Source organism: Pseudomonas lurida, from assembly GCF_013522705.1.
In the GTDB taxonomy this organism is placed as follows: Bacteria; Pseudomonadota; Gammaproteobacteria; order Pseudomonadales; family Pseudomonadaceae; genus Aquipseudomonas; species Aquipseudomonas quebecensis.
This window is the reverse complement of record NZ_JAAMRE010000005.1, coordinates 200905-222312: the sequence shown is the minus strand read 5'-3', so window position 1 is coordinate 222312 and position 21408 is coordinate 200905. Positions and strand designations below refer to the sequence as shown.

Here is a 21408-nt window from a genome sequence, read left to right as displayed (position 1 = left end):
CCGCAGCGGTCGCAAAACACGCTGCGGTAACACCCGGCTTGCGCTTATTCGCCGACTTTGCCGCCAGCCTTATCGCATTCAGCCTTGGTCATGGTCTTGAAACCGTGGCCCTTGCAGACAGCCTGGCCCTTGCAGGCGTTTTCCGCAGTCTTGCAGTCGTTCATGCCTTTGCAGGCAGTGACGCCGTAGCAATGAACCGGCGCGTCAGCCGCTTGTGCCTGGGTGGCAACACCGGCAAACAGGGAAGCGGCAGCGATAGCCAGGGCAGCACCGGAAACGGCTTGTTTGATATTCATGGGGTCATCCTCATTGTTCAGTCGTGGCGTCGGCCGGGCGGAGTGCTCGGTCCTGACACGCCACTAGAGTGAGGCCCCCCATCGGCGTTACAGCCGCTCGCATTTTTTCCTGAAAATTTATTCTTCCGGTTTCAGCAACGGCTCCTGAAACCGCAGCAAGCGCCCGGCATTGCCCAGTACCAATAACGTGCTGAGGTTATGCAACAGCGCCGCAATCATTGCCCCCGCTGCGCCCAACCAGCCGAAGGCCGCGAACACGACGATGGCCAGCGTCCAGCCCAGGCCGATGATCACATTGACCTGCAGCGTCTGCCGGCACTGGCGACTCAAGCGCACACAGGTGCCCAAGCGACGCAGATCGCTGCCGATCAGTACCACGTCCGCCGAGGCCAGTGCGATATCCGCCCCGCCCGCGCCCATGGCCACGCCGACCACGCCGGCCTTGAGTGCCAGGCTGTCGTTGATGCCATCACCCACCACCATCGGCCGGAAGCCGCTATCGATCTCGGCCAGCACGCGGTTGAGCTTGTCCTCCGGCAGCGCCTGGGCGGCGACATCGCTGATGCCCACATCCAGCGCCAGGCTGTCAGCGACACTCTGGCGGTCGCCTGTGAGCAGCAATTGACGCCCAAGGCCCAGCTCGCGCAGCTCTTGCAGGGCCTGGCGGGCCTCCGGTTTGACGCTGTCGGCCAGTAGCAGCCAGGCGAGGAATTGCCCGTTCAGCGCCAGCCCGGCGATCGGCCCGTCATGGGTCGGCACGGCACTGGTCACGATGTCCAATTGCTCGAACAACTCAGGGCGCCCCAAGGCCGCTTCGCCCTCCTCGGTCTGTGCCACTACCCCAAGGCCCTGGCGTTCGCGGATGTCGGTCAACACCCACATCTGTTCCTGCGTCGCTAACCCCGCCAACGCCCGGCTGACCGGGTGGCTGCTGGCCGAGCCCAGGCTGGCTGCCAAATTCAGCAACACTTGCCGATCAGGCGCAGTGGTTTCGATGGATTGCAGGCGCAGGGTGCCAAAGGTCAGGGTGCCGGTCTTGTCGACCACCAGGGACGTCAGGTCCGCCAACTCCTCTAGAAATGCCGAGCTGCGAATCAAAATCCCATGGCGCGCCGCCACGGCAATCCCGGCAATCGCCGTGGCCGGCGCCGACAACACCAACGCGCACGGGCACGCCGCTACCAGCACGGCGAGCATCGCCTGAGCGTCGTTGGTCACAAACCAGGTAACGGCCGCCAACAGCAGCACCAGCACCATGTAACTGCCCGCATAGCGCTCCAGCAGCCGCGTGATCGGCGGCTTGGAGCGCTCCGCGTTCTGCATCAATGCAATGACTTTGCCCAAGGTCGACTCACTACCGGTACGCGTCACTTCAATACGCAACAAGCCATCTAGATTGATCGCCCCGCCGAACACCTGCACACCGGCGCTGGCCTCCAGCGGTACCGATTCACCAGTGATCGGCGCCGTGTCCAGGCTGGCCTGGCCCGACAGCACCACGCCATCGGCCGGTACCCGGTCACCGGCGCGCACTTCGACGATATCGCCGGTGTTCAGTGTGCCGTTGTCCACTTCCTGAACGCTGCCGTCGGCCTGCACAAGGCGCGCGTGGCTGCGGGTCAGTTTGCCCAGGGCATGGATCGCTTCCTGAGAGCCGATCACACTGCGCTCCTCCAGCACATGGCCGAAGATCATGATGATCGGCAGCAACGCAGCGGTCAGCAGGTCGCCGGTGGCCCAGGCGCCGAGCATGGCCAGGGCGATCAGTTGGTCGGTGATGCCATGCAGGCTGGGAAAACGCAGGCTGTACCAGGCCGAACGCATCACCGGCACCGCCACCAGCAGCGAGGCGACGCCCAGCAGCAGTTGGCTCACACCACTCTGGTCCGGCGCCAGCCAGCGCCACACCAGCCCCAGTACCAACAAGCCCAGGGCCAGCATCGCCAGGGTCAACTGCCGGGCTGCGCTGCGCTGCTCGGCGGAGGTCAGCATCGCTGCGCTCATTGTTCGGCTCCCTGAATGATCAAGCGGGCGTCGTCTTTGGGGTCCACCGTGGTCACGGACCCGGCCTGGCCGAGCACCTTCGGCAAACGCTCGCGGTACAGGCGCAACAGCAGGCCCGGGTCTTTCACCTGCGCCAGGCTGGTCACCGTGGCGGTCTGCGCCTGGGCATTGGCCAGGCGTTCGCTGGCTTGGGCGTGCGCCACTTGCACCAGCCGGTCGGCCTGCTGGGTGGCGGCCTGGGTGAGTTTTTCAGCCTCGGTTCGCGCATTGGCCACGGCTTTATCAGCCTGCTGACTGGCAGTGAGCACCGCATTGAACGCATTCACCGCCGGCCCCGGCAGGCTCGATTGCACATCCACACGGGTGGCTTCGATGCCCAGGCCCAGCCCGCTGGCGGTCAACTCGGCCAAGCGTTTATTGATGCCTTGCACCAAGTCGCCGCGCAGGCGCTCGCGGCGTTCGGCGGCGCCGTTGTCGCTGCCGATCAGTTCCGGGCGGGCCACCAGGATCGTGTCCAGGTCTCGCGCCGCCGTCAGTGCCACCGCGCTGCGGGTCACCAGGCGATCCAGCGCCGGCAGCACATGGTCGCCCTGCAGCACAAAGGCATAGGGCTCGGTGACTTTGTAGAACACCCGCACATCCAGTTGCACCACGCCGGCATCACCGGTCAGCAGGTACCCGGAACCGGCCAGGGCGTCGCTGAGCGGCGTGGCGAAACTGGCCACCCGGTCGGCCTGGATCGCCGCGTCCGAGCGCAGCAGGCCTTCCACCCGGCGCTCGAGCACACGGTCCGCCGCCGGCAGCAACACCACCTGCTCGAACGGCTGCGGCCAGGCCAGCAACAGCCCGGCATTCTGGACGCGGTCCAGCGCGCCGAAGTGCAATACCACGGCGCGGTTCTGCGGGTCGATCTGGCGCACATTGGAAAACGCCCACGCCAACGCCGCCAGCACCGTCACCGCATACAGCGCCATGAAGGTCAAGCGCCCGGCCTGGATCCAGGGGCTGTCCGGGCTGTCACGCTCGGTCATGGTTGAACATCCTTGGGCCCGTCCACCAGCGCGCGAAACGGCGCTGCGTCGGTGCGCAGGATGATCTTGGTGCCTGGCGTGACTACCGTGCCCAGGGTGTCGAGCGAGCGCAGCAGGTTATACAGCTGCGGATTGCTGGCGTAGGCGCGTCCGTAAATCTGCGCCGCCTCGACCCGCGACTGCGCTTCGATATCGGCGGCCTTGACCGTGGCGTCCGCCTGCACGATCCGCGCGTCACGCTCGGCGGCCGAACGGATCTGCGCCGCTTCGCGCTTGCCCACGGCGGTGCGTTCGGTGGCGATGGTTTCCCGCTCGGCGCGCATGCGGTCGACGGTGGCGGTAAGGGTCACCGACGGCAAGGTCAGCCGTTCGACCCCGACCTGCGCGACGCGCACGCCGTAAGTGGCGAGCAATTGTTGATCGATCTGCTGACGCAACTGCGCCTCGAAGTCGGCGATACGCACCTGGCCGGCGTCGGTATTGACCAGGCTGGACAGGTCGAAGCTGGCGGCGGTGGTTTCCAGCGCCGAGCCGACAAACGTACGAATCTGCCGCGCCGCCTCATCCGGTTGGTTCTGCACCGCGCGCATAAAGCGCTGCACATGCTCGGCGTCGCCCTGCACCTGCCAGGCCACGTAGGCCTGCACGATGATGCGCAGGCCGTCGCGCGTGCCCACATCTTGCAGACCGCTGGAAGTGGTGCGCAGGCGCAGGTCTACCGGGATCGCTGCTTCGAACGGCGCCGGCCAGCGCCAGCCCAGGCCCGGTTCCAGCAACACCCGCGACGGGTTGCCGAACCGGGTGATCACCGTGGCCTCGCCGGAACGCACCTGCACCAGGCTCGCCGCCGCCAGCGCAAACAGCACCAGCAACACGGCCCAGCCCATACGCCGCCAAGGGAACGGGCCGCCGGCGTGCTCCTCGTCATGATGATGGTGGTGATGATGGCCGTGGTGATGACCGTGATCGTGAGAATGAGCGCTCAACAGACAGACTCCTTATTGCACGGCTTTACGCGGCGCCATGGGGTCGGCCGGCAAAGTGAAAGAACGCAGATCGATGGTCGGCGCGCCATCGGCGCCCAGACGGTGATCCAAAATGAGCAACTTGGCGTGGGCCAGGCCCTGACTGAGCTGGCTGAAATACTGCTCCAGCACAAATGCCCGGCCCGCCGTGGCGTAAGCCTTTTGTTCGGCCGTGAAACGCAGGTCGGCAGCCTGTGCCCCGGCATTCACTTCACGGGCGCTGGCCTGGGCCTGGTCGCGAGCGCTGCTGGCGCGCAGCAGGGCCTGGTTGGTCTGCTCGCTGGCGGCGCCGCGTTCGCGGGCGATCAGGGCCTGGGCGCCGATCTGTGCGGCTTGCACGGCGTGATAAGCATTGGCGGCGCCGGCCGGTGGGTGGATGGCTTCCACCACCGTGGCGAGAATTTCCACCCCGCTGTCCAGGCGCTGCAAATCTGCCTGCACGGCACGGCCAATTTCATCCGCCAGGCGGGTGCGCTGCTCACCGAGCAATTCGTCGAGGGTGCGCGAGGCAAAATCGTGCACGAGGATACGGCTGGCGGTGCTGCGGATCAGCATCGGTACGTCCGCGCTGTTGTAGGTGGCGGCGAGCGCGGCCTGATCGCTGAGGCCGATGCGGTAGACGAAACGCACGTCCATATTGACGATTTGGAAGCCCTGAGTGTCGCCACGGCGGCTGGCGATGACCTGGGATTTGTCGTTCACATGGCTGGCGTCCCACAGGCGATTGGCGATCAGCGGCGGCGGGCCTTCGGCGGGCGCCGGCGCCGGGGCCGCGGCGTCGCTGGCACTGGTCGCCAGCTCATGCACCACGCCGTTTTCCACTGGCAACACACGCCCTAATGGCCACGGCAACCCGGTGTGCAGCCCGGGGCCGAACACCTCGACCGGTTTACCGAAGCGCTCATAAATCCCACGGCCTTGCAGCGGGACTTCATGCACGCCGGTCAGCGCCCAGCCGATCGCCAGAACCACCACCAGCACCGGCAAAAACGCTCGGCGCATGTAGGTAAACGCCCAGATCTGGCGCAGATCGATACCGAAGCGATTGTGCAATTCATGCTGCAACGCCAGCAACGGGCGCGGCGGCCAACGCAGCAGGCCGGCGATAAAGCTCTGCGCCATCAGGCGCGGCTCCCGCCGTGGCTGGCGCGGGCTGAACAGCGACAGCACGGCCCTGAACAAGAACTCCAGCGCCACCAGCGCCGGCAACAACCCCACGAGGGTCGCCAGACGCAGCGGCCATACCGATGCCTCACCGGCGAACAACAGGCAAACCGCGCTGACCACCAGGCAACTGATCGCCACCCGGCTCAACTGTGCCAACTGCGCGGCTTCGGGCCATTGCGCGGCGGTTTCCTGGGCCAGCCGGCGCTCGAACACCAGCACGCCAAACGCCAGGGCCAACGCCAACGCGGCGCCGATGCTGGCGGACTGGCCGACTTGGGCGGCCGGTAACGCCAGGTTCCAAAACTCCGCGATGCTGATCAGCGCCAGCAGCGACCAGCCGCACAGCCACAACACCGGCGTACCGACCTGGGCCAGCAGCCCAGTGCCGAAACGCTCCAGCAACCGTGCAGACCAGCCGCTGGCCGCCTCGCCGGGTTCGACCGACTCAACGGTCGGCTCCAGCGCCTGCGCGCGCCAATCCGCCACCCACCACGCTGATTGCAACCCCGCCACCAGCACCAGCAACGCCGAGGCGCAATTGATCAGCACCACCGGCCAGATCGACAGCGGCGCAAACAGCGCGACAAACAACGCCAGCACCCAGCCGATCACCGCCAGCACCGTCAGGCTGATACCGGCCTGACGCAACCGCCGGGCATGGAACAGCCCCTGCTGAAAACGCGGCAGGCCCTCTACCGAAGCGCCGTCAGCTTCTAGATCCACTTGCATCCCAACACGCCCGCTCGTACACAATTCGTTACGATATAACACACAGCGTGAAATTTTTGTTCGGTAACCCCTGCTTCAAACATTGCCCACCCTTGACCTTCATTGCCGTCAGGAGCGTGATTAACCCCCCATAAACACACGCTATCGCTGGTGCAGGCCCGGAATAATCGGCACACTCCAGCGGGCTCACGGACAAGGAAGCGTCATCCCCCATGATTTCGATCTATCAGCTCAAACCGCGGTTTCAAAACCTGCTGCGTCCCCTCGTGCAGCGCCTCTACGACAACGGCACCACCGCCAACCAGATCACCGTGCTGGCCGGCATTATTTCGCTGCTCGTCGGCCTGTTGATTGCCGGCTTTGCCCAACACCTGTGGCTGTTTGCGCTGATCCCGGTGTGGATGATCCTGCGCATGGCGCTCAATGCCATCGACGGCATGCTCGCGCGCGAATTCGGCCAGCAATCGCGCCTGGGTGCGTACCTTAATGAGCTGTGCGACGTCATCGCCGACAGCGCCCTGATCCTGCCATTTGCGCTGATCCCCGGCGTCAGCCTGGCGGCGGTGCTGCTGGTGGCGTTACTGGCGGTGTTCAGCGAATACGCTGGCGTGCTCGGGCCGATGGTCGGTGCATCGCGCCGTTACGATGGGCCGATGGGCAAAAGCGACCGGGCCTTCGTACTCGGCGTGCTGGCCACCGGCGTGGCGCTCGGCTGGCTGGGCAGCGGTTGGGTCGACACGCTGATGTGGCTGGTCGCCGCACTGCTGGCCTACACCCTGGTCAACCGCGTGCGCCAAGGCCTCAAAGAAGCTCAAACCACCTCCCCTTCTGCATAAAGGATTCTGCGATGCGCGAACAGCAACAGCACACCTTCAGTACCCATGATGGCGTCGAGCTTTTCTACCGGCACTGGCCGGCCACCGCCCCAGCGGGCGGCGAGCCGCGTAAGGCAATCGTGTTGTTCCATCGCGGGCATGAGCACTCGGGGCGTATCGCGCACCTGGTCGATGAACTCGACCTGCCGCAATTCGACTTCTTCGCCTGGGACGCCCGTGGCCATGGCCAGTCGCCCGGTGACCGCGGTGACAGCCCCAGCTTCGCCACCAGCGCGCGCGACGTGCAGACCTTTTGCGACCACATCGGCGCCACCTATGGCATTGAGCAAGAGAACTTCGCCGTGGTTGCTCAAAGTGTCGGCGCGGTGATCGCCGCCACCTGGGTACACGATTACGCGCCGAAAATCCGCGCGCTGGTGCTCGCTTCCCCGGCGTTCAAGGTCAAGCTGTATGTGCCGTTCGCACGAACTGGCCTGGCCTTGATGCGCAAGTTTCGCGGCAACTTTTTCGTCAACAGCTACGTCAAGGCCAAGTTCCTCAGCCACGACCCGGAGCGCGTGGCGTCCTACGACAGCGATCCGCTGATCACCAAGGCGATTTCGGTGAATGTGCTGCTGGGCCTGTACGAAGCCGCCGACCGCGTGGTCGCAGACGCCCAGGCGATCCAGGTGCCGACCCAGCTGCTGGTGTCCGGCGCTGACTTTGTGGTGCATCGCAAACCGCAACAGCAGTTTTTCGACCGCCTGGGCAGCCTGAAAAAAGAACTGCACATCCTGCCCGGGTTCTTCCATGACACCCTCGGCGAACGCGACCGTGCGGTGGCGGTAAGCAGCGCCCGGCGCTTTATCCTGCAGAATTTCGAGCACCCGCTGGACCGCGCCTCGCTGCTGGACGCCGACAAACTGGGCGCCACGTGCGCCGAGTCCGAATCCCTGGCCGCGCCGCTGCCGCACAATTCCCCACGCGACCTGTACTGGCGCATGACCCGTGCGAGCATGGGTCTGGGCAAGAACCTGTCCGAAGGCGTCAAACTGGGTTTCGATACCGGTTTCGACTCCGGCAGCACCCTGGATTATGTGTACCGCAACACTCCCACGGGCAAAGGCGCCCTGGGGCGCATGATCGACGCCAACTACCTCAATTCCATCGGCTGGCGCGGCATTCGCCAGCGCAAGCTGAACGTCGAAGAACTGCTGCGCCTGGCCATGGTCCGGTTGCGCGATGAACAGCGCGAGGTGCGCATCGTTGACATCGCCGCCGGCCATGGCCGTTACATTCTGGAGGCTTTGCAGGGTGTATCGCCGCTGCCGGAATCGATCCTGCTGCGCGACTACAGCGACATCAACGTGCGCGACGGTGGCGCATTGATCCGCGAAAAAGGCCTGGGGGATATCGCGCAATTCGTGAAAGGCGACGCGTTCGACCGCCTGGATTTGGCGGCGCTGACCCCTGAACCGACCCTGGCGGTGGTGTCCGGGTTGTACGAATTGTTCGCCGACAACGGTATGGTCGGTGGCTCGCTGGCCGGTCTGGCCGAGGCAGTGGAGCCTGGCGGTTATCTGGTCTACACCGGCCAGCCATGGCACCCGCAGCTGGAGCTGATCGCCCGTGCGCTGACCAGCCATCGCCAGGGTCAGGCGTGGGTGATGCGCCGTCGCAGCCAGGCGGAAATGGACCAGTTGGTGGAAGCCGCCGGGTTCCGCAAGATCACCCAGCGCGTGGATGAATGGGGCATTTTCACCGTGTCCCTGGCACAGAAGATCTGACCATGCGCGAACCCGGCCTGTTAAAGCCTGCGGTCCTGTGGCTGCTGCTGCTGGCGCCGCTGTTTTTCAGCACCTACGGCTTTGCCACCTGGGTCACCAGCCAGCGCAGCGATGTGGGTACGCTGGTATTCGACTGGGAAAGCCATATGCCGTTCTGGGCCTGGACCATCGTGCCCTACTGGTCCATTGACCTGCTGTATGGCTTCTCCCTGCTGCTGCCCAACAGCCGCCATGAACTCAAACAACATGTCCTGCGCCTGCTGTCCGCCCAGATCATCGCCGTGAGCTGCTTTTTGATCTGGCCGCTGCGCTTCACGTTCGAGCGGCCGGAACTGGACGGCGTATTCGGCTGGCTGTTTGCCGTGCTGGCTGGCTTCGACAAGCCGTTCAACCAAGCGCCTTCGCTGCATATCGCCCTACTGGTGATCCTGTGGGTGATGTACCAGCGCCACACCCAAGGTGCGTGGCGCTGGGTGGTACATGGCTGGTTCGCCTTGATCGGTATTTCGGTACTGACCACTTATCAACATCACTTTATTGACTTACCCACAGGCGCCCTCGCCGGCTGGCTGTGCGTATGGCTGTGGCCGGTGGAACATCCCAGCCCGCTGTTGAATGCACGTTTGGCTCGCGACCCGAAACGTTGGCGGCTGGGGTTGCGCTACGGCTTGGGGGCCTTGGCCCTGGCGACAGCGGCCTTGAAGCTGGATGGCGGCTGGCTATGGCTGCTGTGGCCAGCCGTGTCGCTGGGGTTGGTCAGTGCCAATTACGCCGTGCTGGGCGCTGTGGGGTTTCAGAAGCGCAGCGATGGCCGACTGACGCCAGCCGCGCGCTGGCTGTATGCGCCTTATCTGGCGGCGGCGTGGATAAATTCACGGCTATGGACACGCAAGCATCCACAGCCGGATCTGATTGTGGATAACGTCTGGCTCGGGCGAATACCCACGACGAGCGAGCAAACGTCTTTCAAGGCCATCGTCGACCTCTGCGCTGAGTTACCGATTTATCCACAGGGCCGGGCTTATCAATGCATCGCCGTCCTGGACCTGACTGCGCCCACACCCGCCGAATGCCTGCAGGCGGCCCAGGCCATTGAGCGCCTGCGCATCGAAGGTCCGCTGCTGGTGTGCTGTGCCCTGGGTTATTCGCGCAGTGCCACCGCTGTTGCGGCCTGGCTGCTGCACAGCGGCCGCGCCGCCACGGTAGATAAAGCACTGGCTATGATTGGTACAGCGCGGACCGAGGTGGTCCTGCACCCCGCTCATCGTTCAGCCCTTGAGGGTTTGGCCCATGCCCGCTGATATGGAACTTCAGGTCGTCGCCAGCCTGCTGCGCCGCGGCCGCTCCTTGGATCAGTTATCCACAGGCCTGACGCTGGTCGGGGTGTTATTCGGCCTGGCACAGCTGTTGATGGTCAGCGTTTCGCCCATCTGCCTGCTGCTCAGCCTGTGGATGATTCTGCTCGGGCTGCTGCAGAAGTACTGGGCGCTGCGGGTGGCCTTCGACGCCGACCTGTTCGACCTCCTGGCCCGCGACACCGAGCGTACCGCCGACCTCGACCAGGCTCTGCAGACTCTGGGCCTGCAATCGCCCAAGCGTGCCGGCCGGCCCTGGACCGAACGGCGTCGCGGCGCCCTCAAACTGCTGCGCAAACAAGCCTGGCTGCTGGGCGCTCAAACCCTGCTGACCCTGGCCGTGATCCTCGCCAGCCCTTGGCTGCCTTTCGCCGGATAAGGAACCCCCATGTTCGAACCTGTGGTCGCCACGCTGATTACCTCCATGGCCCGCACTGTCACGGGCGCTCGCAGCCTGTGGCTGGGTTGCGCGCCGGTGCCGGTGCAGCGCATCTATTTCGCCAACCACAGCAGCCACGGCGACTTCGTGCTCCTGTGGGCCTCGCTGCCGCAGAACCTGCGCAAGTTCACACGCCCGGTGGCCGGCAGCGATTACTGGAATAAAAGCGCCCTGCGCCGCTACATCATCAACCGCGTGTTCAACGGTGTGCTGATTGATCGTGAGCGCAAAGAGCCTGTGGATAACCCTCTGCAACCGATGCTGGCGGCGCTGGAAGGTGGCGACTCGCTGATCATCTTCCCGGAAGGCACGCGCAATCTGGAGGACGGCTTGCTACCGTTCAAAAGCGGTTTGTATCACCTGGCGAAAAGTTACCCACAGGCCGAGCTGATCCCGGTGTGGATCGCCAACCTCAATCGGGTCATGCCCAAGGGCCGCGTCCTGCCGCTGCCCCTGCTGTGCACCACCAGCTTCGGTGCCCCCCTGCAACTGCAAGACGGCGAAGACAAGGCGCTGTTCCTCGCCCGCACCCGCGATGCACTGCTCGCCCTTGCCCCGGAGCACTCCTGAGATGGATAGCCAAACCCTGATGTTGTTCGGCGGGATCGGCGCGATCCTGGTCCTGGCCTCGCTGATCGGCCTGATTCTCAAACTGCGCACCCGTGGCACGCCAAACGCGGTGATCGACAACCTCAACGCGCGCATCAACGCCTGGTGGGTCATGGTGGTGGTGATCGGTATCGCCTTCTGGCTCGGCACCGGCGCGGTAATCCTGCTGTTTTATGCGGTGTCGTTCTACGCCTTGCGCGAATTCCTCACCCTCACCCCCACCCGCCGCAGCGACTACCCGGCCCTGGTGGCCGCGTTCTACCTGGCCCTGCCGCTGCAATACCTGCTGATTTACTCGGACTGGTACGGCTTGTTCTCGATCTTTATCCCGGTGTACGTGTTCCTGCTGCTGCCGATCCTCGCGTCGTTAGGCGGCGACAGCACGCACTTTCTGGAGCGCGCGTCGAAGGTGCAGTGGGGCCTGATGATCGCGGTGTTCTGCGTGTCGTTCGTACCCGCGCTGCTGACACTGGACATTCCCGGCTATGAAGGCCGCAACCTGCTGCTGATCGCCTACCTGGTGATCGTGGTGCAGTTGTCGGACGTGCTGCAATACGTGTGCGGCAAGCTGTTCGGCAAACATAAGATCGCGCCGAACCTGTCGCCGTCCAAAACCGTGGAAGGCTTCGTCGGCGGGATTCTGCTGTCATCCCTGATCGGCGCGGCGTTGTGGTGGACCACGCCGTTCAATCCGTGGCAGTCGTTTTTGATTGCGCTGCTGATCAACCTGCTCGGCTTCGCTGGCGGCATCGTCATGTCGGCGATCAAGCGTGACCGGGGGGTGAAGGACTGGGGACATATGATCGAAGGGCACGGCGGCATGCTGGATCGGCTGGATTCGGTGTGTTTCGCGGCCCCCATTTTCTTCCACCTCGTACGCTACTGGTGGACCTGACCCCCGCAAGCCGAACGAAGATCAAATTGTGGGAGGGGGCTCGCTGTGGTGAGCAGGCCTGCCCTGGGCTGCGAAGCGGCCCCTTCAAAGATCGTTCCCACGCTCTGCGTGGGAATGCAGCCCGTGACGCTCTGCGTCACCTGTGCGCAATAGTCAGAACTTGCAGCGCTTGGCGGCACGCGGAGCGTCCCAGGCGGCACTCCCACTCAGAGCGTGGGGACGATCAGGTCGACCGCTCGCTGGAATGCATAAGCGTTCACTAACCCCGTAAACATCCTCGCGTGCGGCGTATCGGCGACATCTTTTGTATCAAAGACGCGTGTAAGATACGCCGCACTTAGCCAGGGATGCCCATCATGTTCGATTCGCTCAAAGCCATCAGCCGTCGTGTTGTCGGTGTGTTTCTGACCGTGGTGGGCGCCGTTTTCGGTCGCTGGCAGCCGCCGCTGTGGCTGCATGCTGTCGGCCGTGGCGTGACGAACCTGGGGGGCAAAGCGCGCGCGTACCCACGCCAGACCGGTGCCGGTGTGCTCGGCCTTGTGCTGCTCGCCGCTGCCGGGTTCTACGGCTGGCACTGGTATTCCCACCTGCCGCAGCCGCACACCGCGAGTTATTCGCTGCACAAACCGAACCTGACCGACTACACCCAGCAAACACCGGTTGTGGATAACTTGCAGGTGCGTTTCGGCGAATCCGTGGCGCCGCTGTCGGCGATCGGCAAACCGGTGACCGAGGGCATCACTCTTAAACCCGAGGTTGCCGGCAGCTGGCGCTGGGCGGATGACCGCACCCTGGTATTCGTACCGGAAAAAGACTGGCCCATCGACGCCCATTACACCCTGGACCTGGCAAAGAAAAACCTGCTGGCCGACGGTGTATTGCTCGACCAATACAGCGCGCAATTTTCCACCCAGCCATTGCGCGTCACCCTGGGACAAAACGAGTTGTATCAAGACCCGTCCAACCCGACGCTGAAACAGCTGCTAGCCACCTTCCACTTTTCCCACCCAGTGGATGAAGACAGCCTGCGCAAGCGTGTGTCGGTCATTCTCGGCAAAGGCCTGACGTACCGTGATGCGCAGTTGCCCAACCGCCCGGAAATCACCTTCGACGAGCATAAACTCAACGCCTACGTGCGCTCCGCCGCCCTGGCCACGCCGCTGGAAAGTACGCCCGTCAGCGCTAAGTTGGATGAAGGCATCAAGGCCCGCGACGGTGGCAACGCCAGCACTGCACCGCTGGTAGCGGAAGTGACCGTGCCCGGGCGTTATCGCCTGACGTTCACCGGCGCCGAAGTGAGCTTTGTGGATAACGCACGCGGCGAGCCCGAGCCGGTGCTGATGTTCAGCAGTTCCAGCGCCGTGGCCGATGACACCATCGCCGGTAAGGTGCAGGCCTGGCTGTTGCCGGAAAAAGCCGAGGACGACACCCGTCCCTATAACACTAACGAGATCGATGACGCCTTGTTGGCCCGCAGCACCAAGGTCACGCTGACCCACGTGCCCAGCGTCGAACCGCTTAATACCCTGCACGCCTTCAAGTTCAAGGCCCCGGCCGGCCGCGCGCTGTATGTGCGTGTACCCGCCAACCTGGAAGCCATCGGCGGCTATCTGGCGAAGAATCCTACGGCGTCGCTGGTGAGCATGCCGGCGTATCCACGCACATTACAGTTCTTGTCTGATGGCGCATTGCTCAGCCTCAATGGCGAAAAACGCCTGGGCTTCATGGCCCGTGGCGTGCCTGGCGCGCATGTGGAAATTGCGCGCCTGCTGCCTAATCAGCTGCAGCATCTGGTGGACCAGAGCAGCGGCAGCTTCGCCCGCCCCAACTTTGGTAACGAATACTTCGATCGTATGGTCGAGCGTCAGTCACTGGACATTGCGCTGTCGTCCAACGACCCGGCGAAAACCGTCTACGACAATGTGGACCTGAGCCACTACCTCACCGCCAATGGCGGCCGCCGCGGTATTTTTGTGCTCAAGCTCAGCCCCCAGGACGAACAGGCCGAACGCACCTTCGACTACGACCGCAGCGGCACCAGCGACCTGCGGTTTATCGTGGTGACCGACCTGGGCATCATCGCCAAGCGTTCCAGTGATGGCAGCCATGATGTCTATGTGCAGTCCATCGGCAACGGTTCACCGGTGGCTGACGCGCAGGTCGACATCATCGGCCGCAACGGTCTGCCGGTCGCCAGTGGCCACTCGGATGCCGAAGGCCACGCGCATTTCGCCAAGCTCGATGAACTGCGCCGTGAGAAAACGCCGCTCATGTATGTGGTCACTCGGGGTAATGACCAGTCGTTTCTGCCCATTGCCCGTCAGTCCCAGCAACTGGATTTGTCGCGCTTCGACGTAGGCGGTTTGGAGGAAGACGGCGCGATTGATCGTCTCAGCGCCTACCTGTTCACTGACCGTGGCCTGTACCGGCCCGGCGAAACCGCGCATTTGGGCATGATCGTGCGCAGCGGCAACTGGAAAGGCGCACTGCAAGGCCTGCCGGTGGAACTGCAAATCACCGACCCACGCGGCCTGGAAGTGATTCGCCAGCCGCTGAAACTGTCCGCCAGCGGTTTTGAGAGTTTTGATTTCCCCAGCAGCGAAGTCGCGCCCGCCGGGGATTACACCGCAACCTTGCAACTGATCGGCCAGAAACAGACGCGCACCGACCTGGGCAGTGTCAGCTTCAAGGTGCGTGACTTCGAACCGGACCGCATGAAGGTCAGCCTGAGCCTGCACGACACCCCGGTAGCGGGTTGGATCGCGCCTGACCAAGTGGTGGCCAAGGTCACCGCCATGCACCTGTTCGGCGCGCCGGCGGCGGACCGTCGTGTCACCGGCAAGATGTCCCTGAGCCCGACCCTGGCGGCCTTCGACCGCTACCCCGATTATCGCTTCCGCCTCAACGATGCCCTGCAAGATGCGAGCACCGAAGACCTGGCCGAAAGCACCCTCGACGATAACGGCCAGGCCGTGCTCGACCTTAACCTGCAACGCTTCGCCAACAGCACTTACCGCCTGCAAGTGATGACCCAGGTGTATGAAGCCGAGGGCGGCCGTAACGTGGCCGCGCAAAGTGCTTTGCTTGTGTCGTCCGCGCCCTACCTGGTGGGTGTGAAAAGTCAGGACTCGCTGTCGTACGTCGCCAAGGATGCGCCACGCCAGGTGCAATGGCTGGCCGTGGCACCGGACCTCACGCCGCTGGCGGTAGATGGCCTGACCAGTGAAGTGGTGGAACACCGCTATGTCTCGGTGCTGGTGAAACAGTCCAACGGCACGTACAAGTACGAGTCGCGCATCAAGAACATCAGCCAACCGGCCTCACCGCTGGCGATGACCAAGGACGGCGCCAGGCAGACACTGAACACCGCGACGCCGGGAGATTTCACCCTGCAGGTCAAGGATGCCAACGGTAACCTGCTCAACCAGATCGACTACAGCGTGGCCGGGCACGGCAATACCTCGCGCTCCCTGGAGCGCAACGCCGAGCTGCAATTGCGCCTGGATAAATCCAGCTACGCCACCGGTGACGAGATCGCCATCAGCCTGCGGGCGCCGTATACCGGCGCGGGCCTGATCACCATCGAACGCGACAAGGTCTACACCCAACAGTGGTTCAAGGCCGACAGCACCACCAGCGTGCAACATATCCGCGTACCGGCAGGGCTTGAGGGCAATGCCTACGTTAACGTGCAATTCGTACGCGATATGGGCTCGCCGGAGGTGTACATGAGCCCGCTGTCCTACGGTGTGGTGCCGTTCAGCATCAACCTGGATGCACGACGCATGGCGCTGAAGGTGGAAGGCCCGGCGAAGATCGAGCCGGGGCAGACCCTGGATATCAAGGTCACCGCCGACCGTCCGGGCCGTGCGGTGGTGTACGCGGTGGACGAAGGCATCCTGCAGGTGGCGCGTTATCAGACGCCGGACCCATTGGGTTTCTTCTTCCAGAAGCGCGCGTTGGAGGTCGGCACCAGTCAGATCCTTGACCTGATCCTGCCGGAATTCAGCCGTCTGCTCAGTGGGGCCGCGCCCGGCGGCGATACCGAAGGCGCCCTGGCGAACCATCTCAACCCGTTCAAGCGCAAACATCAGCCACCGGTGGCCTGGTGGTCGGGTCTGGTGGACCTGCCTGCCGGCGAAACCGTGCTGCACTATCAAGTGCCGGACAGCTTCAACGGCAAACTGCACCTGTTTGCGGTGTCGGTGGACAGCGACAGCGTCGGCGTGAGCGAGACCAACACCGACGTGCGCGGGCCGCTGGTCATCACACCGAACGTGCCGGCCTTTGTGGCACCGGGCGATGTGTTCAACGTGAGTGCCGGGGTCTTCAGTAACCTGGAGGCGGCGGCGGACGTGAAGTTTGAACTGCAGACCAGCACCGGTCTGGTGGTACAGGGCGACAAGGCCAGCACGCTGGCCCTGCAACCGCGCAAAGAAGGCACTGCGCAGTTCAGGATCAAAGTGGGCGAAACCCTGGGTTCGGCAGACCTGCGCTTTGTCGCGGTGCTGCCGGACGGCAAACGTATTCAAGTGGCCGAGACCACGTCGATCCGTCCTCTGAGTGAGCATCGCGTGGCCCTGAGCCTGGGACGCTTCGACAGCGCCAGCAAAGAACTCAAACCCACCCGTGAGCTATTCGGCCAACTGCGCGACGTGCAACTGGGCGTGGCTGCTTCGCCGATGGTATGGGCCAACGGCCTCAAGCATTACTTGGATGACTACGGCTATGCCTGCACCGAACAATTGGTGTCCAAGGCCATGCCGGCGTTGATTTGGGGGGGCACGGCACCGGAGGCCGAGCAAGCCTTCGGCAGTGCGGTACGCATGCTGCGCCAGCGCCAGAACCAGGCCGGAGGCTTCGGCTTGTGGGCTGCCAACCCCGACGTGGCGCCGTACGCCAGCCTATACGCCACCGACTTCCTGATCGAAGCCAAAGAGCACGGGCTGCCGGTACCGGAAGACCTGTTGGTACGCTCGAATGCTTATCTGACAGACCTGGCCAACGGTCCTAGCGAAGGCCTGTCGGAATTGCGCAATCGCGCCTACGCCAGTTACCTGTTGAGCCGTCAGGGGATTCTGGTCAGCGGCGCCTTGAGCGATATCCGCGAACGTTACGAAAGCTACTTCAAGGACACCTGGCAGAACGACCTGGGCGCAGCTTACCTGGCCGCCAGCTACAAGTTGCTCAAGCAGGATCGGCAGGCCGATGCCTTGTTCCGCAAGATCCCATGGCGCACCCTTGTGGATAAGTGGGACAGCGACGGCCTGTACTACGACCCGCTGGTGCACGATGCCGAACACTTGCACCTGCTGGCGCGCCACTTCCCTGAACTGATGGACGATGTGCCCACGGCACTGCTGGATAAGCTCGGCAAGCGGCTCAATGAGCAGCGCTATAACTCGCTGTCGGCGGCCCTGCTGCTGCGCGCCCTGGACAACTACGGCCAGCGCGCCCAAAGCGACATGACTCTCAAGGCCACCGCGTGGTTGAGCGACAAGCAGCAACAACTGCTGGACATGGCCGGCCAGCCGCCGCGTGCTGCCGTACCGGCCGCCACTAAGAAGCTGGTGATGGAGAAGTCCGACGGCCCGGCGGCGTTCTATATGCTCAGCGAAGCCGGTTTCGACAAGGGTGCCAAGCTCAAGCCAATCAACAATGGCCTGGAAATCATCCACGAGTACCTCGACCTCAAAGGCGAGCCGCTGAGCACAGTGGCGGTGGGCGAAGAGTTCCTGGTGCGCCTGCGTCTGCGCGCCACCGACCGCGACCAGGTGCAGCAGGTGGCGGTGGTCGACCTGCTGCCCGGCGGTGTCGAGCCTGTGTATAACGTGGCGCCGGAGCCGGAAGCGGCGAGCACCGAGGACAGTGAAGGCGAAGGCGACGACGCCGAGTACGTGGAGTCCAGTGAAGACAGCCAAGAGGCCGACACCTGGCAGGCGCCCATCGGTGAAACCGAGCTGAGCAACTGGCAGCCGGATTACGTGGATGTGCGTGATGATCGGGTGGTGTTGTACGGCACTGCGCTGCGTGACGCAGGCACCTTCGTGTACCGCGTGCGCGCCACCAACGCGGGCAACTTCAACACACCACCGGCCTACGCCGAAGGCATGTACGAAACCACCCTGCAAGGGCGCGGCAAAGTAGGCCAGCTTGAAATCACCCAGCCTTAAACGCCTGGCGCCGCTGCTGGCAGCGGCGGCGCTCCTGGCGGGGCTGCGGCTGTGGCCCCATGCTTCGTTGGAACAGGCCGTCACCTCATCACGGGTGGTGCTGGCCGATGACGGCTCGTTGCTGCGCATGACCCTGGCGGATGACGGCCAATATCGCCTGTGGCTGCCGCTGGAGCGCATGTCGCCGTCACTGATCGACGCCTTGTTGCTCAAGGAAGACCGCAATTTCTACTGGCATCCGGGGGTCAATCCGGCGGCATTGCTGCGTGCGGCCATGGCCACCTACAGCGGCGGCCAGCGTCAGGGCGGATCGACCTTGAGCATGCAACTGGCGCGGCGCCTGTGGGATTTGAACACCCGCCAGGTGCCGGGCAAAGTGCAGCAAATAGCCTTGGCGCTGTGGCTGGAGGCGCGCTACAGCAAGCACGAGATTCTTGAGGCTTACCTCAACCTGGCGCCCATGGGCGGCAATATCGAAGGCGCCGAAGCGGCGAGCCGCATCTACTTCGGCAAGGCTGCGGCAACGCTGTCATTGTCAGAAGCACTGGCCCTGGCGGTCATCCCCCAGCAACCCGGGCGACGGGCGCGTTTCGGGCCGTCGCTGCAGAACGCCCGGCTGCGCTTGATGGCCGACTGGCGCGACACTTATCCACAAGACCCGCGCAATGACAGTCTGCTCGACCTGCCCCTTGAAGCACGCAACCGCCAGCAGATCCCGTTTCTGGCGCCGCACCTGAGCGAACAGCTGCTGGCCTCCCAGACCGGCACGCAAATCAACAGCACTCTCAACCTGCCGCTTCAGCAATTGCTTGAACGTTTGATCAGCGGTTTTATCGCCGAGCGCCGCAGCACGGGTGTGGAAAACGCAACGGCCATCCTGATCGACAGCCGCGACCAGAGCGTCAAGGCGTTGGTGGGCTCGGCGGATTACTTATCCACAGGCATCCACGGCCAGGTCAACGGCGTGTTGTCCCGACGCTCGCCGGGGTCGACGCTCAAGCCCTTTCTGTACGGGCTGGCGCTGGACCAGGGGATTATCCATCCCATGAGTATCCTCAAGGATTTGCCCAGTAACTTCGGCTACTTCCAGCCGGAAAATTTCGACGGCAGTTTTGTCGGCCCGCTGACGGCGCGGGACGCTTTGATCCGTAGTCGCAATATCCCGGCGGTGTGGCTGGCCAGCCAGGTCAAGTCGCCGTCGTTGTATGGTTTGTTGCAACGCGCCGGCATCAAGGGCCTGCGCGATGAGAGCCACTATGGCCTGGCCCTGGCCCTTGGCGGCGGTGAGATGACCCCGGAGGAGCTGGCGCGTCTATACGTAATGCTGGCGGGCGACGGGCATCTGCGACCGTTGCGCTATGTGCAGGAACAACCGCCATCCATAGGCGTGCAATTGCTCACCCCTCAGGCCGCTTTCATGGTGCGCGACATGCTGCGCCGCAACCCGCGTCCGGATGGCCTGCCCGCGCACCATTGGCGCACCGCGTGGAAAACCGGCACGTCCTGGGGCTTTCATGATGCATGGAGCGCCGGCCTGGTGGGCCCGTATGTGCTGGTGGTGTGGGTGGGTAACTTCGACGGGCGCCCCAACCCTGCATTTATCGGTGCCAAGACCGCCGCGCCGCTGTTCTTCCGTATCGCCGACGCCCTGCCATTGGCTTTGCCGAACGTCGTCATCAAGGCCGACAAGCCACCTGCCGGACTGGTGCGCATCGACGTCTGCGCCGCCTCCGGCGACCTGCCCAACCGCTGGTGCCCGCAAACCCGCAAGACCTGGTACATCCCTGGCGTCTCACCGATTCGCGTGTCCAACCTGCACCGCCCGGTGCTGATCGACACCCGCACCGGCAAAGCGGCCTGCCCACCGTTCGATCCGCAATACACCCGCGAGGAAGTCTTCGAGTTCTGGCCGAGCGACGTACAACGCCTGTACCGCGCCGCCGGCCTGCCGCGCCGTGCACCGCCCAATGTGATGAAAAACTGCCAGCCCAACCGCATCAGCGACCAGAGCGAAGCGCCGCAGATTCGTTCGCCGTTGACCCAAGTAAGCTACCAACTGCGCCTGTCCCAGCCCCAGGAAAGCATCCCGCTGAACGCGAACGCGGCCAGCGATGCGGTGACCCTGTACTGGTTTGCTGACCAAACCTTGATCGGCCAGGGCTCGCCACAGGCCACGCTGAATTGGCGACCGGGGAAGTCGGGGGAGTACCGGTTGCGGGTCAGCGACGATCAGGGGCGCAGTGCGAGTCGGGGGTTGCGGGTGGAGTTTGTGCCTTAGGGAGGGTTGGCAGTGGAGACCCGAACGGGCGTGGTTACCAACAACATAGTTTGACACAGCCCCTCAAGTAAACCGGGGCCTGTAGGATGATCCGGGGTCCATACAACAGCAACATAGACTGACACAGACGCGTCACATTTCAAATACGATGCTCGATTGGTAACAACATAGATTGACACAACAGCGACGGCGTTCATTCATGCCGAAACGCTATGCGAGCGCGACTTGCCACTCACCTGTGTGGGAGTGAGTTTTTCAGCACAGGCTCAGTGCGATGTCTAAATCTGTACGCAACCTTCGACCGGCCCCCATCAGCACATAAACTGTGTTTTTTGTTGGAAACAGGCAGTTGTGGGTGAAAGAAACACCCAGTGTTGTTTTGACCCAATCACCAGGTGCGAAGCGACCTTTACTATCTTGGATAACGGTCGAAGCGTAAACGAGAGCAGGAATTAGCTCCCTGTCCTTAATGGCTTTCAGCTGACTTGTTGTGACGTCGAGATCCAATATTGCCCAATCAGCAACAAGACAATAGGCACGGGAAGGGAAATGCAGGCGGGCGAGCGCTACAGCATCTGGTGTGGTGAGTTGGCATCCGTCTATTTTCTCACCATCAGAAAGCACTGAAATATAATCTGCCAAATTCATGACTACCTCCTGCCGATCAAAAAAACCGATTCGAACGAGAAGCATCACTCAGCTTAGCTGCTAGCGGATCACCAGGTTCCGATGCCGACGGATAGCAGCAGGGTGACCTCATGGCTGTTTCGTCTTCTCCCTTCATCTCACTGAACGGGATGATTTC

At 63.4% G+C, this 21408-nt stretch carries 14 protein-coding genes; 8 read left to right on the top strand and 6 right to left on the bottom strand.

Translation table 11 applies throughout. The annotated features are described in order from the left end of the window. Positions 1 to 44: 44 nt before the first annotated feature. From bufA2 to hflK (G7025_RS06890), 5 genes are all read right to left on the bottom strand, one after another. Positions 45 to 296 (bottom strand): BufA2 family periplasmic bufferin-type metallophore, encoded by a 252-nt coding sequence (gene bufA2, locus G7025_RS06910; RefSeq protein ID WP_181077593.1) that lies wholly within the window; start codon positions 294 to 296, stop codon positions 45 to 47. 117 nt (positions 297 to 413) lie between these two features. After that, entirely contained in the window at positions 414 to 2300 is a 1887-nt protein-coding gene (locus G7025_RS06905; RefSeq protein WP_181077591.1) for a cation-translocating P-type ATPase, read from the bottom strand. Further along, positions 2297 to 3331 (bottom strand): protease modulator HflK, encoded by a 1035-nt coding sequence (gene hflK / locus G7025_RS06900; protein ID WP_181077589.1) that lies wholly within the window; start codon positions 3329 to 3331, stop codon positions 2297 to 2299. The genes G7025_RS06905 and hflK (G7025_RS06900) overlap by 4 nt, the downstream gene beginning before the upstream one ends. Then, positions 3328 to 4320 carry a protease modulator HflC gene (gene hflC / locus G7025_RS06895; RefSeq protein WP_181077641.1) on the bottom strand — a complete coding sequence of 331 codons (993 nt, stop codon included), beginning with the start codon at positions 4318 to 4320 and terminating at the stop codon, positions 3328 to 3330. Before hflC ends, hflK (G7025_RS06900) begins: the two co-directional genes overlap by 4 nt. Positions 4321 to 4329: 9 nt before the next feature. Beyond that, positions 4330 to 6252, bottom strand: a complete 1923-nt coding sequence (gene hflK / locus G7025_RS06890; RefSeq protein ID WP_181077588.1) for a protease modulator HflK — start codon at positions 6250 to 6252, stop codon at positions 4330 to 4332. Between the two features lie 212 nt (positions 6253 to 6464). On the opposite strand from hflK (G7025_RS06890), the gene G7025_RS06885 reads away from it, so the two are divergent. The 8 genes from G7025_RS06885 (at position 6465) to pbpC (ending at position 20603) form a co-directional block, all read left to right on the top strand. Then, on the top strand, positions 6465 to 7088 hold the full coding sequence (locus G7025_RS06885; RefSeq protein ID WP_181077586.1) for a CDP-alcohol phosphatidyltransferase family protein: 624 nt from the start codon (positions 6465 to 6467) through the stop codon (positions 7086 to 7088). 11 nt (positions 7089 to 7099) lie between these two features. Further along, a complete protein-coding gene (locus tag G7025_RS06880; RefSeq protein ID WP_181077585.1) occupies positions 7100 to 8854 on the top strand; it encodes a bifunctional alpha/beta hydrolase/class I SAM-dependent methyltransferase in 1755 nt (584 codons plus the stop codon). A gap of 2 nt (positions 8855 to 8856) precedes the next feature. Beyond that, positions 8857 to 10155: a phosphatase PAP2/dual specificity phosphatase family protein gene (locus tag G7025_RS06875; protein WP_181077583.1), complete on the top strand. Its 1299-nt coding sequence runs from the start codon at positions 8857 to 8859 to the stop codon at positions 10153 to 10155. Then, positions 10145 to 10588, top strand: coding sequence for a hypothetical protein (locus G7025_RS06870; RefSeq protein WP_181077581.1), 444 nt, complete (start codon positions 10145 to 10147; stop codon positions 10586 to 10588). The genes G7025_RS06875 and G7025_RS06870 overlap by 11 nt, the downstream gene beginning before the upstream one ends. A gap of 9 nt (positions 10589 to 10597) precedes the next feature. Beyond that, positions 10598 to 11218, top strand: coding sequence for a lysophospholipid acyltransferase family protein (locus G7025_RS06865; RefSeq protein ID WP_181077580.1), 621 nt, complete (start codon positions 10598 to 10600; stop codon positions 11216 to 11218). A 1-nt stretch (position 11219) separates the two neighbouring features. Then, positions 11220 to 12152 carry a phosphatidate cytidylyltransferase gene (locus tag G7025_RS06860; protein WP_017528659.1) on the top strand — a complete coding sequence of 311 codons (933 nt, stop codon included), beginning with the start codon at positions 11220 to 11222 and terminating at the stop codon, positions 12150 to 12152. A 356-nt stretch (positions 12153 to 12508) separates the two neighbouring features. Then, positions 12509 to 18325, top strand: a complete 5817-nt coding sequence (locus G7025_RS06855; protein WP_181077578.1) for an alpha-2-macroglobulin — start codon at positions 12509 to 12511, stop codon at positions 18323 to 18325. Continuing rightward, positions 18306 to 20603 carry a penicillin-binding protein 1C gene (gene pbpC / locus G7025_RS06850; protein WP_181077576.1) on the top strand — a complete coding sequence of 766 codons (2298 nt, stop codon included), beginning with the start codon at positions 18306 to 18308 and terminating at the stop codon, positions 20601 to 20603. Before G7025_RS06855 ends, pbpC begins: the two co-directional genes overlap by 20 nt. A 255-nt stretch (positions 20604 to 20858) precedes the next feature. On the opposite strand, the gene G7025_RS06845 is transcribed toward pbpC, so the two are convergent. Further along, positions 20859 to 21251, bottom strand: a complete 393-nt coding sequence (locus G7025_RS06845; protein ID WP_070411934.1) for a DUF6957 family protein — start codon at positions 21249 to 21251, stop codon at positions 20859 to 20861. Positions 21252 to 21408 lie beyond the last annotated feature (157 nt).

Coding starts and splice junctions, on each gene's coding strand:
- G7025_RS06905 (WP_181077591.1), bottom strand. CDS start 2,300: ATGAGCGCAGCGATGCTGACCTCCGCCGAGCAGCGCAGCGCAGCCCGG.
- G7025_RS06870 (WP_181077581.1), top strand. CDS start 10,145: ATGCCCGCTGATATGGAACTTCAGGTCGTCGCCAGCCTGCTGCGCCGC.
- G7025_RS06880 (WP_181077585.1), top strand. CDS start 7,100: ATGCGCGAACAGCAACAGCACACCTTCAGTACCCATGATGGCGTCGAG.
- G7025_RS06860 (WP_017528659.1), top strand. CDS start 11,220: ATGGATAGCCAAACCCTGATGTTGTTCGGCGGGATCGGCGCGATCCTG.
- bufA2 (WP_181077593.1), bottom strand. CDS start 296: ATGAATATCAAACAAGCCGTTTCCGGTGCTGCCCTGGCTATCGCTGCC.
- hflK (WP_181077589.1), bottom strand. CDS start 3,331: ATGACCGAGCGTGACAGCCCGGACAGCCCCTGGATCCAGGCCGGGCGC.
- hflK (WP_181077588.1), bottom strand. CDS start 6,252: ATGCAAGTGGATCTAGAAGCTGACGGCGCTTCGGTAGAGGGCCTGCCG.
- G7025_RS06855 (WP_181077578.1), top strand. CDS start 12,509: ATGTTCGATTCGCTCAAAGCCATCAGCCGTCGTGTTGTCGGTGTGTTT.
- G7025_RS06875 (WP_181077583.1), top strand. CDS start 8,857: ATGCGCGAACCCGGCCTGTTAAAGCCTGCGGTCCTGTGGCTGCTGCTG.
- G7025_RS06845 (WP_070411934.1), bottom strand. CDS start 21,251: ATGAATTTGGCAGATTATATTTCAGTGCTTTCTGATGGTGAGAAAATA.
- G7025_RS06865 (WP_181077580.1), top strand. CDS start 10,598: ATGTTCGAACCTGTGGTCGCCACGCTGATTACCTCCATGGCCCGCACT.
- G7025_RS06885 (WP_181077586.1), top strand. CDS start 6,465: ATGATTTCGATCTATCAGCTCAAACCGCGGTTTCAAAACCTGCTGCGT.